Source organism: Bradyrhizobium sp. 179, assembly GCF_023073535.1.
Lineage (GTDB): Bacteria > Pseudomonadota > Alphaproteobacteria > Rhizobiales > Xanthobacteraceae > Bradyrhizobium.
The window spans coordinates 33774-48949 of record NZ_JADPJR010000058.1; the positions used below are offsets into that span (position 1 = coordinate 33774).

Annotated in this window: 14 protein-coding genes and 1 riboswitch; of the genes, 4 read left to right on the top strand and 10 right to left on the bottom strand. The window is 65.6% G+C overall.

Annotation, left to right across the window (positions count from 1 at the left end):
* Positions 1–35 precede the first annotated feature (35 nt).
* The 3 genes from purH to IVB12_RS14070 all read right to left on the bottom strand — a co-directional run bounded on the left by purH (position 36) and on the right by IVB12_RS14070 (position 5018).
* Entirely contained in the window at positions 36–1628 is a 1593-nt protein-coding gene (purH, locus tag IVB12_RS14060; RefSeq protein WP_247299771.1) for a bifunctional phosphoribosylaminoimidazolecarboxamide formyltransferase/IMP cyclohydrolase, read from the bottom strand.
* Between the two features lie 24 nt (positions 1629–1652).
* A riboswitch (ZMP/ZTP riboswitch) is annotated at positions 1653–1734 on the bottom strand.
* Between the two features lie 59 nt (positions 1735–1793).
* Positions 1794–3512: a heparinase II/III family protein gene (locus IVB12_RS14065; RefSeq protein WP_247300058.1), complete on the bottom strand. Its 1719-nt coding sequence runs from the start codon at positions 3510–3512 to the stop codon at positions 1794–1796.
* A gap of 159 nt (positions 3513–3671) precedes the next feature.
* Positions 3672–5018 (bottom strand): transcription antitermination factor NusB, encoded by a 1347-nt coding sequence (locus tag IVB12_RS14070; RefSeq protein WP_247299773.1) that lies wholly within the window; start codon positions 5016–5018, stop codon positions 3672–3674.
* A gap of 189 nt (positions 5019–5207) precedes the next feature.
* Here IVB12_RS14070 and IVB12_RS14075 point away from each other — a divergent pair, with 189 nt between their 5' ends.
* Positions 5208–5405, top strand: coding sequence for a DUF1674 domain-containing protein (locus IVB12_RS14075; RefSeq protein ID WP_247279992.1), 198 nt, complete (start codon positions 5208–5210; stop codon positions 5403–5405).
* A gap of 145 nt (positions 5406–5550) precedes the next feature.
* On the opposite strand, the gene IVB12_RS14080 is transcribed toward IVB12_RS14075, so the two are convergent.
* Positions 5551–5799 carry a hypothetical protein gene (locus IVB12_RS14080; protein ID WP_247299775.1) on the bottom strand — a complete coding sequence of 83 codons (249 nt, stop codon included), beginning with the start codon at positions 5797–5799 and terminating at the stop codon, positions 5551–5553.
* Between the two features lie 100 nt (positions 5800–5899).
* Here IVB12_RS14080 and IVB12_RS14085 point away from each other — a divergent pair, with 100 nt between their 5' ends.
* Positions 5900–6484 carry a thermonuclease family protein gene (locus tag IVB12_RS14085; RefSeq protein WP_247299778.1) on the top strand — a complete coding sequence of 195 codons (585 nt, stop codon included), beginning with the start codon at positions 5900–5902 and terminating at the stop codon, positions 6482–6484.
* A 55-nt stretch (positions 6485–6539) separates the two neighbouring features.
* Here the strand turns inward: IVB12_RS14085 and IVB12_RS14090 are convergent, their stop codons facing one another.
* Together IVB12_RS14090 and acs are read right to left on the bottom strand one after the other, a co-directional pair.
* On the bottom strand, positions 6540–7055 hold the full coding sequence (locus IVB12_RS14090) for a L,D-transpeptidase (protein ID WP_247300060.1): 516 nt from the start codon (positions 7053–7055) through the stop codon (positions 6540–6542).
* 330 nt (positions 7056–7385) lie between these two features.
* Positions 7386–9332 carry an acetate--CoA ligase gene (gene acs, locus IVB12_RS14095; RefSeq protein WP_247299789.1) on the bottom strand — a complete coding sequence of 649 codons (1947 nt, stop codon included), beginning with the start codon at positions 9330–9332 and terminating at the stop codon, positions 7386–7388.
* Between the two features lie 398 nt (positions 9333–9730).
* On the opposite strand from acs, the gene IVB12_RS14100 reads away from it, so the two are divergent.
* Positions 9731–10900 carry a DNA topoisomerase IB gene (locus IVB12_RS14100; protein WP_247299791.1) on the top strand — a complete coding sequence of 390 codons (1170 nt, stop codon included), beginning with the start codon at positions 9731–9733 and terminating at the stop codon, positions 10898–10900.
* Positions 10901–10912: 12 nt separating this feature from the next.
* Here the strand turns inward: IVB12_RS14100 and IVB12_RS14105 are convergent, their stop codons facing one another.
* Entirely contained in the window at positions 10913–11368 is a 456-nt protein-coding gene (locus IVB12_RS14105) for an SRPBCC family protein (protein ID WP_247299794.1), read from the bottom strand.
* Between the two features lie 101 nt (positions 11369–11469).
* Here IVB12_RS14105 and IVB12_RS14110 point away from each other — a divergent pair, with 101 nt between their 5' ends.
* The gene (locus IVB12_RS14110; RefSeq protein ID WP_247299796.1) at positions 11470–12549 is read left to right on the top strand and encodes an adenylate/guanylate cyclase domain-containing protein; all 1080 of its coding nucleotides are present in this window, start codon (positions 11470–11472) and stop codon (positions 12547–12549) included.
* A gap of 30 nt (positions 12550–12579) precedes the next feature.
* Here IVB12_RS14110 and IVB12_RS14115 read toward each other — a convergent pair whose 3' ends face one another.
* The 3 genes from IVB12_RS14115 to tsaD are packed head-to-tail and all read right to left on the bottom strand — an operon-like array spanning position 12580 to position 15058.
* Positions 12580–12999: an EVE domain-containing protein gene (locus IVB12_RS14115; protein ID WP_247299799.1), complete on the bottom strand. Its 420-nt coding sequence runs from the start codon at positions 12997–12999 to the stop codon at positions 12580–12582.
* A 2-nt stretch (positions 13000–13001) separates the two neighbouring features.
* Complete coding sequence (locus IVB12_RS14120) at positions 13002–13982, bottom strand: NAD(P)H-dependent glycerol-3-phosphate dehydrogenase (RefSeq protein ID WP_247299802.1); 981 nt, start codon at positions 13980–13982, stop codon at positions 13002–13004.
* 2 nt (positions 13983–13984) lie between these two features.
* Positions 13985–15058, bottom strand: a complete 1074-nt coding sequence (gene tsaD / locus IVB12_RS14125; RefSeq protein WP_247299805.1) for a tRNA (adenosine(37)-N6)-threonylcarbamoyltransferase complex transferase subunit TsaD — start codon at positions 15056–15058, stop codon at positions 13985–13987.
* Positions 15059–15176: the final 118 nt, after the last annotated feature.

Sequence of the window (15176 nt, forward strand, 5' to 3'; positions counted from 1 at the left end):
CGCGCCAAATGGCGCGCCCCGGAATGACAGCGAATTCAATGCCTGAAGTGCCGCGTCCCCGTGAAGACCATCGCGATGCCGTGCTCGTCGGCGGCCTTGATCACCTCGTCGTCGCGCATCGAGCCGCCGGGTTGCACCACGGCGGTGGCGCCGGCTTCGATGCAGGCGAGCATGCCGTCGGCGAACGGGAAGAACGCATCCGACGCCACCACCGAGCCCTTGGTGAGCGGCTCGGCGAGCTTCAGCTCACTCGCCGCGTCCTGGGCCTTGCGCGCTGCGATCCGCGCTGAATCCACCCGGCTCATCTGGCCCGCGCCGATGCCGACGGTGGCGAGGTCCTTGGCATAGATAATGGTGTTGGACTTCACGTGTTTTGCCACACGGAACGCGAATTTCAGGTCGCGCATCTCGGCATCATCAGGCGCACGCTTGGTCACGACCTTGAACGTCATGTCGTCGACCACGGCATTATCGCGGCTCTGCACCAGCAGGCCGCCCGCCACCGTTTTGGCGGTGAGGCCGGGCGCGCGCGGATCGGGCAGGCTGCCGGCGAGCAACAGGCGGAGGTTCTTCTTACCGCCGATGATGGCGATCGCCTCTTCGCTGGCATCGGGCGCTATGATGACCTCGGTGAAGATCTTGGTGATCTCGCGCGCGGTCTCGGCATCGAGCGGACGATTCATCGCGATGATGCCGCCGAACGCCGAGGTGGAATCGCAGGCCAGCGCCCTGCGATAGGCCTCGACGAGGTTCGGCCCTTCCGCGACGCCGCAGGGATTGGCGTGCTTGACGATGACGCAGGCCGCGGTGCGTTTTGCATCGAACTCGCCGATGCATTCATAGGCCGCGTCGGTGTCGTTGATATTGTTGTAGGAGAGTTCCTTGCCCTGGAGCTGCCGCGCGGTCGAGACGCCCGGGCGCTTCTCGGGGGTTGCGTAGAACGCAGCGGTCTGGTGCGGGTTCTCGCCATAGCGCAGCGACTGGATCAGCCTGCCGCCGAAGGCGCGGAAGTCCGGCGCGTCGACTTCGAGCTGCCGGTTGAACCAGTTCGAGATCGCGGCGTCATAGGCCGCGGTGCGGGCATAGGCCTTTGCCGCAAGGCGCCGACGCAGCTTCAGCGTGGTTGCGCCGTTGTTGGCGACGAGCTCGTCGAGCACGGCCTTGTAGTCCTCTGCCTCGACCACGACGGCGACGTCGTCATGGTTCTTCGCGGCGGCGCGGATCATGGCGGGGCCGCCGATGTCGATGTTCTCGATGCAATCCTCGAAACCGGCGCGTTTGTCGACGGTCGCTTCGAACGGATAGAGGTTGACGACGAGGAGGTCGATCGGCGCGATGCCGTGGGTCTTCATCGCGTCGGTATGGTCCTTGTTGTCGCGGATCGCGAGCAGGCCGCCATGCACCTTCGGATGCAGCGTCTTGACGCGACCGTCCATCATCTCGGGGAAGCCGGTCAGCTCGGAGACGTCCTTCACCTTGAGGCCGGCGGCGGCGATCGCCTTGGCGGTGCCGCCGGTCGAGACCAGTTCGACATCGTGCACGGCAAGCGCCTTTGCGAACTCGATCAGGCCTGTCTTGTCGGAAACGGAGAGCAGGGCGCGGGTGGCGCGACGGAGATGGTCAGTCATGAGCAAGATCCTCTGTTCAGGGAGTGTCTATGCCCAGGCGCGCGGCGGATATGTGTCGCGCTTCCCGATGGTGCTCCATCCAAGGTCGCCAGTCGCGCGAACGAGCGCTCGATAGCAGCTTTCGGAGTCGCTCTCAACGGCTAGATAGCGCCGGATCGCGCCTGTTTACAAGGGAAGTTCCGGCTCGCGACGGGCATTACGGCGCGCATTGGTCACCGCTGGCGAGGCAGTGGAACGCACAAAACTCCAGCGGATCGAGGGAGCCTGCCGCGCATCCTGCCGGATCACGATCTGCGCGGTGCGGCGCGGCCCGTCATTGCCGGCCAGGAACACACTGTCTTCGAGATCGACCTTGTCGTCGAGCGCCTCAAAGGTCCAGACGTCGCGGTTCGGCAGCACCAGCATGACGCCGCGCGCATCCGACAACCGGCTCGCCTTCACTGCCGGATGCAGATGGAAGCGCAGCGCGAAATCGGCATCGGCGCCCTTGAAGCGTCCGCCTTGCGGCGGCGACAGCGTGTCCTCGCCGTCGATCCGCGCACCGTCATTGGCGATCATCAGCACGCGGCGATGAATCGCGCCGAATTTGGCGAAATAGCCGTCATGCGAGGTTGTAAGCAGGGTGCCGTTCTGGACAATTTCGCGATAGCTCTCGACCTCGACCGGGCCGCTGGTGACGGGCGCGCCGTGCAGGAGGCGCTTCATCGCCGACATCTCGACGAACTGGCAGGATGAGGTGTCGTGATAGGCCAGCGTCGAATGCGCTGCGGTGCCCCGTGCGAACGGCCGCCAATTGTCGCGGCCCGTGGTCGGCATTCCGCAATTGGTGACGATGCGGCTGATGCCGGAGGACAGTTCGAACGACAGGCAGCCGGCATGGGCGTCGTGGCTGACGCCCGCCGGTGGCGGGGGTCCGGTATCGATGATCAGCGTGGTCTGGCCGGCGTCGAGCCGCTGGAAGCCTGTATGCGGCATGTTCGCCATCGGTGCGCCGTGGGTATCGTCATAGGCGAGCAGCGTGGCGAGCAGGTCGGACGGCGTCGCACTCATGCCGTTGAACAGCGCGAAATTGCCGTCCCCATGGCGAAAGAAGCGCAGCATCGGCATCATGCGGTCGATCGCGTTGAGCAGCGCCGGCGGCGGCGCGATGTTACGCGCCGCGAAGGTCTGTCGCAGCGGCAACAGGTCGATCAGGAGATCGATCAGGGCGCCCGGGTTACGGGAGATGTGTCCGCCGTCGGGCAGGATCTGCCGCTGCAATTCGTCGGAGAGCTTTTTCGAGGCGGTGCGGATGTGGCGTGCCTGGTTGGCGAGGCATAACGCCGCGTAGCACAGCGCGATCAGCACCTGGAGCTTCGGCACCCCGTCGGGAATGTCGAGCATGGCGTAGCGCAGCAAGCGGATCTCGCGCGCGAGGGCGCGCAAGTAACGGCGGTAAAACTTGTTGTCGGTGTCGTTGAGCACCAAGGGTGCCTGTGACAGCAGCGAGATCACGCGCCGCGCCAGCACGTCGGCGCGCCGCGCGACCGGTCGGCGCTTGTTGGCAGGGTTCGAGATCCAGTCCTCGACCAGTGCGCGCGCATTCGCCCGCGTCAGCGCGGTGTCGGCGGCGCGTAAGTGCCGCAGCCAACCGAAGCCGAGCAGCGCGACCTCCCAATCCTCCGACGGCGGTTCGAGATCGAAGATCGAGCGGCCATGGCAATTGACGATCTTGCCGGCGAAGACGAAGCGGCCGGCATAGATCTCGGCGGCGCGGGTCGCATCCGCGGTACGCAGGTCATGCGGCGCGATGATCAGCCGGTCGGTGCGGCTGGGCCAGACCCGCGACACCGCCACAGGTCCGCCGCTCGCGCGCGCGAGCATGTTCCGCGCGAAGCGGTTCATCACCAGCGTCGAGATACGTCTGCGTTGAGCGACCGACACGCCTTGCCTTGAAGGGGAGAGGAGGATTCCGACGAATCCTTATTAATCCCAAAATCGCACGGCTGACACCACCTTGAAAGGGTGCGAATTAGCGTCGGGGGTGCAAAATCCAGTGCAAAATCAGGATTTAACGAGCCGAGCCGCGTAGAATCCGTCGAGCCCGCCGAGCTTGGGATCGGCGTTTGGAAGATGACTGGGCAGGGTGCGCAGATCGCCTTCCGCGGTGAGGATTTCGTCGAGACCTGCGACCTCGGACGCCTCGATTGGAACGCGGCGAAGCGCGGGCTCTGCGGCCAGCAGCGCAGCGATGGCCTGCTCACCCTCTTCGGGTTCCAGCGAACAGGTGCAGTAGACCAGCGTCCCGCCGGATTTAAGCAGCGACAGGGATTTGCGCAGCAGCCGCTGCTGGAGCGCGGTCAGGGCGGCGATGTCGGATTGCTGCCGGAGCCATGCCACGTCGGGATGACGGCGGATCGTACCGGTCGAGGTGCAGGGCGCATCGATTAAAATACCGTCGAAGGCTTCGGCAGGGCCGGCCCATTCAACGGCGTCAGCGACGACCGTCTCGGCCTGGAGCGACAATCGCCGCAGGTTTTCGCGCAGCCGCGCCACCCGGGCGGGCGAGCGGTCGACGGCCGTGACATGCGCGCCGGCATGTGCCAGCTGCGCGGTCTTGCCGCCGGGGGCAGCGCAGAGATCGGCGATGGACTTGCCGTTGATATCACCGAACAGCCGAGCGGGCAGCGCGGCCGCGGCGTCCTGCACCCACCATTGTCCCTCGGCAAAGCCCGGCAGCATGGTCACCGCGCCATGCAGCAGCATCCGCACGGTCCCGGTCGGCAGCGTCTCGCCATGCAGGCGGCTTGCCCATTGCGCGGCATCCGACTTCACCGTCAGATCGAGCGACGGCTCGTGGCCGAGCGCGAGCGCCATGTCTCTCGCTGTCGCCTCGCCATAATGCGCGCTCCAGCGCGCGAGCAGCCATGGCGGCAGGTCCAGCGATTGCGTGGCAACTTCCTCGACCAGAGCCTTGCCCTCGCGCGCGCAGCGGCGCAGCACGGCATTGACGAGCCCGGCATAACGCGCGGCGCGCCGGTCGGATTGCACGAGGCGAACGGAGAGATCGACGGCGGCGTGGTCGGGCACGTCCATCCAGAGGATCTGCGCCGCGCCGATCAGGAGCGCGCTCTGCGCACGCGGTGCGTCGGAGGGAATGCCCTTGTCGAGCAGGCGGGAGAGCACGTGGCCAAGCGTGCCGAGGCGGCGCAGCACGGTGGCGACCAGGCGCCGCATCAGCGCGCGGTCGCGGTCGGCCAGCGACTTCAGTCCGGGATGAGCGCCGCTTCCGTCGAGTTGGTCGTCGAGCGTGCGGTGCTTGTGCAGCACGCCGTCGACGATGTCGGCGGCAATCCGCCGTGCCGCAAGACCTGGCACTTCGGACGGAGGGGCGAAACGTTGAGATGGCATGCGGAAGCAAGGTTCTGAGCGAGCGGCAGTTCCGCCGCGATGGGCGCATGCCTTAACCGGCTCGTTTGTGGCACGCGAATATGCCAAATGTAAGAATCGCTTCCGGCTTTTTCAGCCCTTGGGCCCCATTTCAGGGATGCGTTATTGGACGTCGCGCTGCGGGCCGTCCTGCGCTAGAAGAGCCGCACGATGAGTGACCAGCCTTCCGTTCCCGATCGCAAGCCGCTGCCGCCCGCAGCCCAGCGCGCGCTGGCTGAAGCCGAGGCGCGACGGCAGGCCGCGGCAGCCGAAGCCAAAGCGCGGCCGAAGGAGCTTCAGGGACCCAAGGGACCAGAGCCCACTCGCTACGGCGATTGGGAGAGCAAGGGCATCGCTTCCGACTTTTGAGCCCTTGCTGGTCCAGCGGGATGTCCGCCGTGGCCATCACAGATCGCGATGCTCGCGCTCGGTGAGCGACAGGCGACATGATCTCGATGAACTTGCCCGCGCGGCTTGCTTATTCTCTGCTCGGATTCCATCTGCTCGATGCCGATCAGGCTTCCTTGAATGTTTTGGCCGCATGCGCGTCGTCGCCGATCCCGTCACCACGACCGAAACAGGGAATCTCGATTGTCTTCTTGCCACCGCGAGCTGTAACAGCACCTCGCGGTGCGACGATCGGGCCGGCGATGTTCAGCACCGAGAAGACGAATGCGCCGCCGACGAGCGCGAAGTTGGCGACACGATCCGCTCCCGCCGCACCGCGAATTCGTTTGCCTCGCCCATCGAGTCGACAATCCATGAAAGTGGAACTTTCCTGCAGGGCTCGTCTGTCGATCGGAATTGTCGCATCTGGAGCGTCGCACTTGTCCGTTTCCCCGACTCAGCCCTAGCTTGGCTGGATGCGCCTGCCCAATCGCCCTAGTGCCTATCGGCCGCAGTTCGGCGGCTCTCCGTTCCATCGCCGATTCTCCGGACTGTTGCCCTGGATGTTCGTGGTCGGCGTCGTGACGGCTGTCGTGCTTGCCTTCCGGCACGGCACGAACTGGCCCGTCCCGCATGGGCCCGAACGCCAGACCACCGAAGTCGTCCTCCAGCAGGCGGGAGATGCTGGCGCTCGCCAGCCGGTCGAGGTCATCCGCACTGTCGACGGCGACACGTTTCTGGCGCGCGTGCATCAGCGCAGCGGCGGCCATCTCGTTGTGCGGGTTCGCCTGCGCGGCATCGATGCGCCGGAACTGAAGGCATCCTGCCAGGATGAGCTGAACAAGGCCGAAGCCGCCACCGATGCGCTGCGCAATCTGCTCGGTCAGGGGGACGTGACGATTTCCAATCTCGGACCCGACAAATACGGACGCATTCTCGCTGATGTCGCGACCCGGCGGACTGCCAACGTCGCGGCCACGCTGCTCGCGGGCGGTTACGTGCGCAGTTACAATGGCGGCCATCGCGACGGCTGGTGCGCGCGGGGCTGGCGTTTCTGGTAACAAAAAAGCCGCGTCGCAAGACGCGGCTTTCGCAATCCTCTCCCGGTCTCTTCGATCAGTGCGTGACGACCACCGTCGTGCCCACGGGGACGCGGCCATAGAGATCGGTGATGTCGTCGTTGAGCATGCGGATACAGCCATAGGAGACGAAGCCGCCGATCGAGCCCGGCACGTTGGTGCCGTGGATCGCATATTCGCCGCCGGACAGCGTCATCGCCGCAACGCCCATCGGGTTGCGAGGCGAGCCGCCCGGGATGACGTCGGGAATGTTCGGCTTGTCGCGCTTCACCTCGGCAGGCGGTGCCCAGGCCGGATTGAGATACTTGCCGTCGATCTTGGTCGTGCCGGCCCATTGCTTGCCGGCCTTGCCGACGCCAACCGGATAGCGCACGGCATGGCCGCTATCGAGAATGAGATAGAGCCGCCGCTCGCTGGTCTTGACCACGATCGTGCCCGGCGAATAATCGGCCAGGTTCGTCCCGACCATTTCCGGCCGCGCCTCGGCCGCCGTCGACATCAAGACCCCGACCCCGATGGTGGCGGCCAGCGCCACCGCAATCCTCATCGATATCATTTTCCCTTGCCCCGAAAGGATCGTCCAAACCACGCAAACCCGGCAATTGCGGCTTGCCCAGACATTCCTAACCGCGCTTGTTAACCGGATGGTTTCCACGCACGGCCGCCAAGTGCCAGCCAGCGGGGGGAACAAAGGAAATGTTCGAAATAAAGTAAATGACTTGAAAACAACACTCGGCGGGAAAGAGGCGGACGTGCGTCGCGCATGCTGACGAGTGCGTGAGGATGTGAGCCGCGTCATTCCGGGCGCGCGACAGCGTGACCCGGAATCTCGAGATTCCGGGTTCGGTCCTGCGGACCGCCCCGGAATGACGATGGGTTGAGCCTATGCTTGTTTCCGGTTCTGCCGGTTCTTGACGAGGTCGTCGACCACGGCGGGATCGGCCAGCGTCGAGGTGTCCCCTAAGCTGCCCGGCTCGTCCTCAGCGATCTTCCGCAGGATGCGGCGCATGATCTTGCCGGAGCGGGTTTTGGGCAGGCTCGGGGCGAACTGGATTTGGTCGGGCGAGGCGATCGGGCCGATCTCCTTGCGCACCCAGGTCACGAGCTCCTTGCGCAGATCGTCGGTCGGCTCGACGCCGGCCATCAGCGTGACATAGGCGTAGATGCCCTGGCCCTTGATGTCGTGCGGGAAGCCGACCACGGCCGCCTCCGACACCTTCTCGTGCGCGACCAGCGCACTCTCGACTTCCGCGGTGCCCATGCGATGGCCGGAGACGTTGATGACGTCGTCGACGCGGCCGGTGATCCAGTAATAGCCGTCGGCGTCACGCCGGCAGCCATCCCCGGTAAAGTATTTGCCCTTGTAGGTCGAAAAATAGGTCTGTTCGAAGCGGGCATGGTCGCCATAGACCGTGCGCATCTGGCCCGGCCAGGATCGCGTCAGGCACAGATTGCCGGTGGCCTCGCCCTCGAGCACCCTACCGTCGGCATCGACGATCTCCGGCACAACGCCGAAGAACGGTTGCGTCGCCGAGCCCGGCTTGAGTTTTGTTGCGCCCGGCAGCGGCGTGATCAGGATGCCGCCGGTCTCGGTCTGCCACCAGGTGTCGACGATCGGGCAGCGGTCGTCGCCAACGACACGGTGATACCACTCCCAGGCTTCCGGATTGATCGGCTCGCCGACCGAACCGAGCAGACGAAGCGAGGCGCGCGAGGTCTTCTTCACCGGCTCGTCGCCGGACTGCATCAGCGCGCGGATCGCGGTCGGCGCGGTGTAGAAGATGTTGACCTTGTGCTTGTCGATGACGTTCCAGAACCTGGAATTATCGGGATAGTTCGGCACGCCTTCGAACATCAGCGTGGTCGCGCCGTTGGCGAGCGGCCCGTAGAGGATGTAGCTGTGACCGGTGACCCAGCCGACGTCGGCGGTGCACCAGTAGATGTCGCCGTCGTGATAGTCGAAGACGTATTGATGCGTCATTGAGGCGAACACGAGATAGCCGCCCGAGGTGTGCAGCACGCCCTTGGGCTGGCCGGTCGAGCCCGAGGTATAGAGGATGAACAGCGGATCCTCGGCATGCATGTGCTCAAGCGGGCATTCCGTCGTCACCATCGCCGCCGCCTCGTGGTACCAGAGGTCGCGCGTCGGGTTCATGTCGATCTTGCCGCCGGTGCGTTTGACCACGACGACCCAGTCGACGCCGTCGGTTTTGGCGAGCGCCGCGTCGACATTGGCCTTCAGCGGCACCTTCTTGCCGCCGCGCAGGCCTTCGTCCGCGGTGATTATCACCTTGGATTGGCAGTCATTGATGCGCTGGGCGAGGCTGTCGGGCGAGAAGCCGGCGAACACCACGGAGTGGATCGCGCCGATTCGCGCGCAGGCCAGCATCGCATAGGCCGCTTCCGGGATCATCGGCAGATAGATGGTGACGCGGTCGCCCTTCCCAACGTTGCGGGTGCGCAGGATGTTCGCCATCCGGCAGACCTCGTCGTGCAGCTCCTTGTAGGTGATGTGACGGGATTGGGAGGGATCATCACCTTCCCAGATGATCGCGGTCTGGTTGCCACGCTTGGCCAGATGCCGGTCGATGCAATTATGGGCGACGTTAAGAACGCCGTCCTCGAACCATTTGATCGAGATGTTGCCGGGCGCGAACGAGACGTTCTCGATTTTCGTCGGCGCCTTCATCCAGTCGATGCGCTTGGCCTGCTCCGCCCAAAAACCGTTCGGGTCCGAGATCGAGCGCGCATACATGTCCCTGTACTTGGCCTGGTCGACCCAGGCCCGCTTCGCCCACTCTGCGGGTACGTCGTAGATCTTCTCGGACATGTTTCCCTCCACATACGGCAAGCCGAACGCATGCGATTGGCAAGCCGACTTGATCGCTGAACGATTATGCGTCGGGCTAACCGGACCCGACAAGGAGCACAAGCTGGACCTTCGGCGGGCGGCCGACCATGCGGAGGATCAAGGTCCGCGATGGCGGCTGGCGCAAATCTGAAGCCGGCCAAGGGCGCCTTTCGGCTCTTTACCCAGATCGCCGAAATAGCGGCGTGCAGAGCCGCATGCGCCGTCTGGAGGTATTTGGCAACCGCCTATCACTGATTCAGGACTCGCAATACGGTTCGGAACACCCTAAATGGCCAACCCGGGTCCAAAGAGACCCCAGGAACAAAAATCAGAACAGCGGCATTGAACGGTAAGACACAGGGCCAAGGCTTAACACTATGATGGATCAGCAGAATCTCGGGACGATGCGGCCCGCTTCAGCCGATCCTGCGGCCATTGCCCTCGCCAAAGCCCTTGGACAATGGCCGAAACCAGCTGGTTTCAGGCGTTCCAGCCCCAAAAAGACCTTCGACACGAGGCCGGCGGCAACCGTCGAGGCGCTCGCAAGGGAACTCGGCCTACGGCTCAGCGACCAAAACGAGCTGACCATCCGGCGCATCAAGCGCGGCAAGGGCTATTCCTTCGTCCGCCCGAACGGGGCCCATATCCGCGACGCCCGCACCATCCGCCGGCTGCACGCCATGGCAGTGCCGCCAGCTTACCGGGAGGTGCGCTACTCCGCCGATCCGAGCTCGCATCTCCAGGCCGTGGGACGCGATGCCGCGGGTCGGCTGCAATATCGCTATCACGCCGATTGGGAGAAGGTCCGCGAGCACCGCAAGGCGCATCGCCTGGAGAAGCTTGTCGGCGCGCTGCCCAAAATCCGGCGCAAGGTCTCGGCGTTCCTGTCGGGCGACGAGCCGACGCGCGAATTCGCGCTCTCGGCCGTCATCGAACTGATCGCCCGCACCGCGATCCGTCCGGGCAACGAATCCTACGCCCGTCTCAACGGCACTCGCGGCGCCACCACGCTGCTCAAGTCCAACGTCACGCTGGAAGACGATTGCTTTGTGATGACCTTCAAGGCGAAGGGCGGCAAGGCGGTGCGGAAGGAGTGCGACGCAGCCAAGCTAGTCCGCGCCATCGGCATTTTGCAGCGCGTTCCGGGCAAGCGCATGTTCCAGTATCGCGATGCCTACGGCATCGTGCGCGCGGTCAATACCACGCAGGTGAATGCGTTTCTGCGCGAGATCGCCGGCATCAAGATCTCGCTGAAGGATTTTCGCACGCTGATGGCGTCCGCCGTGGTCGTGGAATCGCTGTCGCGGATCACGCCGGCGACCAGCCAGCGTGGCCGCAAGAAGCAGGTGCTTGACGCAATCCGCGCCGCCGCCGACCAGCTCTCCAACACGCCGGCGATCTGCCGCAAGAGCTACGTCCACGACACCATCGTCACCGCCTTCGAGGACGGCATCCTCGAACGCTTTGCCGCGACCATGAAGGGCCAGCGCTCGCAGGCGAGGCGCGAGCAGCTTCTGGCGCAAGTGGTGGCGACCGCGGCGGTCTGATCCGCCTGTCGGCTACGCTTTGTTCGAAACGCCGCGGTCCGGACCGGGATCGCCGCCCGCAGCGGCCGTGGTGAGCCGTTCCAGATAGTGTGCCCACCCCGTCGCATGTGCGGCGGCCTGTTCTGCGGTCGGCAAGCCGCTGTGGGTCATCCGCAGCAACGTGCCGCCGTCCTGCTCAATCAGATCGATCTCGACCAGGCTCGAGCCGGGCGGCACTTCCTGGCCGCCCTCCCAGCCGAACGTGTAGGCGAGACGATGCACCGGCACGACCTCGCGGAAAGCGCCGCGGGCGACGCCGCCGCGCGGGCCGACGCCCTTCAGAAGATAGAGCCCGCCGGGATGCGGCTCCGTGGTCGCGTCGGAACCCATCCAGCTCAAAATCTTCTCGGGGTCGGTCAGATAGGCGAAAACAGTCGCGCGCGGGGCGGCGATCTGGGTCTCGCGTCGCACTATGAACGGTTCGGTCATTGGCGATCATCCCTGGGCTCACACTCGGACATGGCGGGGCCGGAGCGGCCCGTCAAGGATTGCCCGTGACAAAGACGGCGCGCTTTCGTCATGATTGAGCCATGCACCTCTCCCCGACCCTCGCCTGGCTTGTCGATGCCGCCGCAGATAGTGTTGGGGCGGACCGCCTGCTTGCGGAACTCGGCGCACATTTGGTCGCTGATGGCGTGCCGCTTGCAGCGGGCGCGCTGACCCTGGAAGTGCCTCACCCGCTGATCGCGAAGCGGACCTGGTTGTGGCGCGCCGATACCGGCCGGGTGATCGAAGCGCTCGGCTTTGCGCCGGGCGGCCTGGCGCCGGACCCGCCGAACGATGCCGGCCGCCGCTGGCTGCGCGATATCGCGGGCGGTGAGGTGCAGGAAGACATCGTCGGACGGGCCGATGGGCCTTTGCTCGGGTGGATCGGGCCGCGTCCGTTCACCTCGGACGAGATCGAACGATTGCGTCAGGCTGCACGTTTTGCCGCGACGCCGCTCGCCGTGCTCGCCGCGCGTGCCACGTTGCGGGCGACGCTCGACGCCTATCTCGGCAAGCGCAGTGCGGAGCGGGTGCTGGCGGCGCCGCTGCGGCGCGATCTTGGCGACACCATTCAGGCCGCGTTGCTCTATGCCGACTTGCGCAACTTCACCGGCTTGTCGGAGACAAGTCCGCCGGGCGATGTCATCGCAGCGCTCGATGCCTGGTTCGACCGCATCGCCGGCGCCGTTCACGCCTTCGGCGGCGAGGTGCTGAAATTCATCGGCGACGGCGTGCTGGCGATCTTTCCGGTGGTCGAAGCGTCACCGCGGCGTGCCTGCGAGGCCGCTCTGCGCGCCGCGAGCGCGGCCGAAGCCGGGATGGCCTATCTCAACGAGGAGCGCCGCGGCAACGGCTCGCCGCCGCTCGCGTTCGGTGCCGCCCTCCATCTCGGCGAGATGCTCTGGGGCAATATCGGCGCTGCCAACCGGCTCGATTTCACGGCGATCGGCCCCGCCGTCAATCTCGTCAGCCGGCTCGAAGGGTTATGCAAGCCGTTGGGGCGGACCGTGCTGGTGTCGGGCGCGCTCGCTGCAGAGACGGACATGCCTCTGATCGCGCTCGGATCGCATTCGCTGCGTGGGATCGCCGCGCCGTGCGAGGTGTTTGCGCTGCCGGAGACGTAGGGTCGAGTTTCGCTTATTCGGGCTACGTACCTAGGACGACATCCCACCCATCTTGCAGACGAGCTTCCACTCCTCCGCCGTCACCGGCTGCACCGACAGGCGCGAATATTTCACAAGCGCCATGTCGGCGAGCTTCCTCTCGGCCTTGATCGCCGCCATCGTCACCGGTGTCTTCAGGGGCTTGTCGGCCTTGATGTCGACGCAGACGAACTTGCCGGTCTTGTCGGTCGGATCCGGATAGGCTTCCTTGATGACCTCCGCGATGCCGACGATCTCCTTGCCCTCGTTGGAATGATAGAAGAACGCCTTGTCGCCCCTCTTCATGGCGACGAGGTTCTGGCGCGCGGTGAAGTTGCGCACGCCGGTCCAGGCCTCGCCCTTGGCGCCCTTCGCCACCTGCTGGTCCCAGGACCACACCGACGGTTCGGATTTCACCAGCCAATAAGCCATGTTCATTCCTCTGCCTTGAAGGGGCGCGTCAACAGCCCCGAGATCGCGGCGTCGATTGTGCTCCGGCCGCTCAGGATCGAAGCGACCGCTTCCGATACCGGCATCTCGATGTTTTGCGAAGCCGCAAGCTCGATCAGCACCGGCGCGGTGGACTCGCCCTCGGCAAGCTTGCCTGCGGGCGGGTTCTCACCGCGGCCCAGTGCGAGGCCAAGCGCGAAATTCCGTGATTGCGGGCTCGAACAGGTCAGAATGAGATCACCGAGGCCGGACAGGCCCGTGAGGGTCTCGCTGCGCGCACCAAGGGCGCGACCGAGGCGTGTCAGTTCGGCAAAGCCGCGGGTCGTGAGCGCGGCCTGGGCCGAGGCGCCAAGCTCGCGTCCGACCGCAATGCCGACCGCGATCGCCAGCACGTTCTTGGCCGCGCCGCCGATCTCGACGCCGCGGATGTCGGTGGAATGATAGGGCCGGAATGTCGGCGAGCCCAGCGCCTGCACGAGCCTGGTAGCCAGCGCTTCTTCCTTCGCCGCCAGCGTTACCGCGGTCGGCAGGCCGCGCGCGACATCGTCGGCGAAGCTCGGGCCTGACAGGATCGCCGGCTGCGCGCCCGGTGCAGCTTCGGTGATCACATCGGTCATGAATTTGTGGGTGCCGTGCTCGATGCCCTTGGCGCAGGCGACGACGGGTACCGGCCTTGCAATGTGCGAAGCCAGCAGGTTGACCGCGCCGCGCAGGTGCTGCGCGGGCGTTGCGATCAGCAGCATGTCGGCGCGCGCGGCGAGCGCCAGATCGCTCGTCACGACGATTTCCGCAGCGATCCGCACGCCGGGCAGCCGCGGATTGTCGCGCGTCGAGGCAATCCGCGTCGCATGTTCGGCATTGCGCGCCCACAGCATCACGTTCCGTCCTGCCCGCGCCGCCACAATTGCGAGAGCCGTGCCCCAGGCACCTGCCCCGACCACGGCGACGGAATCGAACGCGGTCATCACTAGAATCCCGCTCGCGTGTTGCCGTAGCCCGCCGGTGCCGTCGCGTTGGCATCGAGCAGCCAGCGTGCGCGGGGCTGCGCGTCCATCGTATCGGTCATGCCGAGCGCGAGGCGTTCGGCGCCGGCCCAGGCGATCATCGCGCCATTGTCGGTGCAGAGCTCGGGCGGCGGCATGATCAGCTGGGTCCCGGCCTGCTGCGCGACGTCGTGCAGGGCCCCGCGGATCGCCTGATTGGCGGCCACGCCGCCGGCGGCCACGAGCGCGCGCGGCGCGCCGAACCGCTCGCGGAAATGTCTTAGACCGACGCTCAACCGGTCGGCCGTCGACTCCAGCACGGCGGCTTGAAAACTCGCGCAGAGGTCGCTGATGTCCTGCAGTGTGAGCTCGGCGATGCGACTTGCTTCGTTGCGGACGGCCGTCTTCAAACCGGATAGCGAGAAATTGGCGTCGGGGCGCCCTTGCATCGGGCGTGGAAAGGCGAAGCGGATCGCATCGCCGCTTGCCGCCGCGCGCTCGACCTGCGGACCGCCGGGATAAGGCAGGCCCAGCATCTTCGCGACCTTGTCAAAGGCCTCGCCAATGGCGTCGTCGACTGTGGTGCCGAGCCGCACATACTTGCCGACGCCGGTGACCGCAACGATCTGGGTATGTCCGCCCGAGGCGAGAAATAGGCAATAGGGAAATTCGATCCCGTCGGTGAGACGTGGCGTCAGCGCGTGCGCCTCCAGGTGGTTCACGGCGATGAGCGGGGTGTCGTGCACCATCGCGATCGCCTTGGCGGTGGTGAGCCCAACGATGACGCCGCCGATCAGCCCCGGACCCGCGGCCGCCGCGACCCCTCCCAGCTGGGCGAAGCCGACGCCGGCCTCACTCATGGCGCGGCCGATGATGTCATCGAGCAGATCGACATGGGCGCGGGCGGCGATCTCCGGTACCACGCCGCCGAAGCGGGCGTGCTCCTCGACCTGCGACCGTACGATGTTGGACAGGATCTTGCCGCTACCGTCATGCGCGCGCTCGACCACGGCTGCGGCGGTTTCGTCGCACGTGGTTTCGATGCCCAATACCAGCATTGGCGAATTGTTATCCAACTTGCGCCCTTGCGCTCATCCGTAAAGCAGAGTTCTGGTACGTCCGGTAGCATTCCGGGCACGGCTTGCGCAATCGTCACGCGCGGCCGCCCTCGCAAAT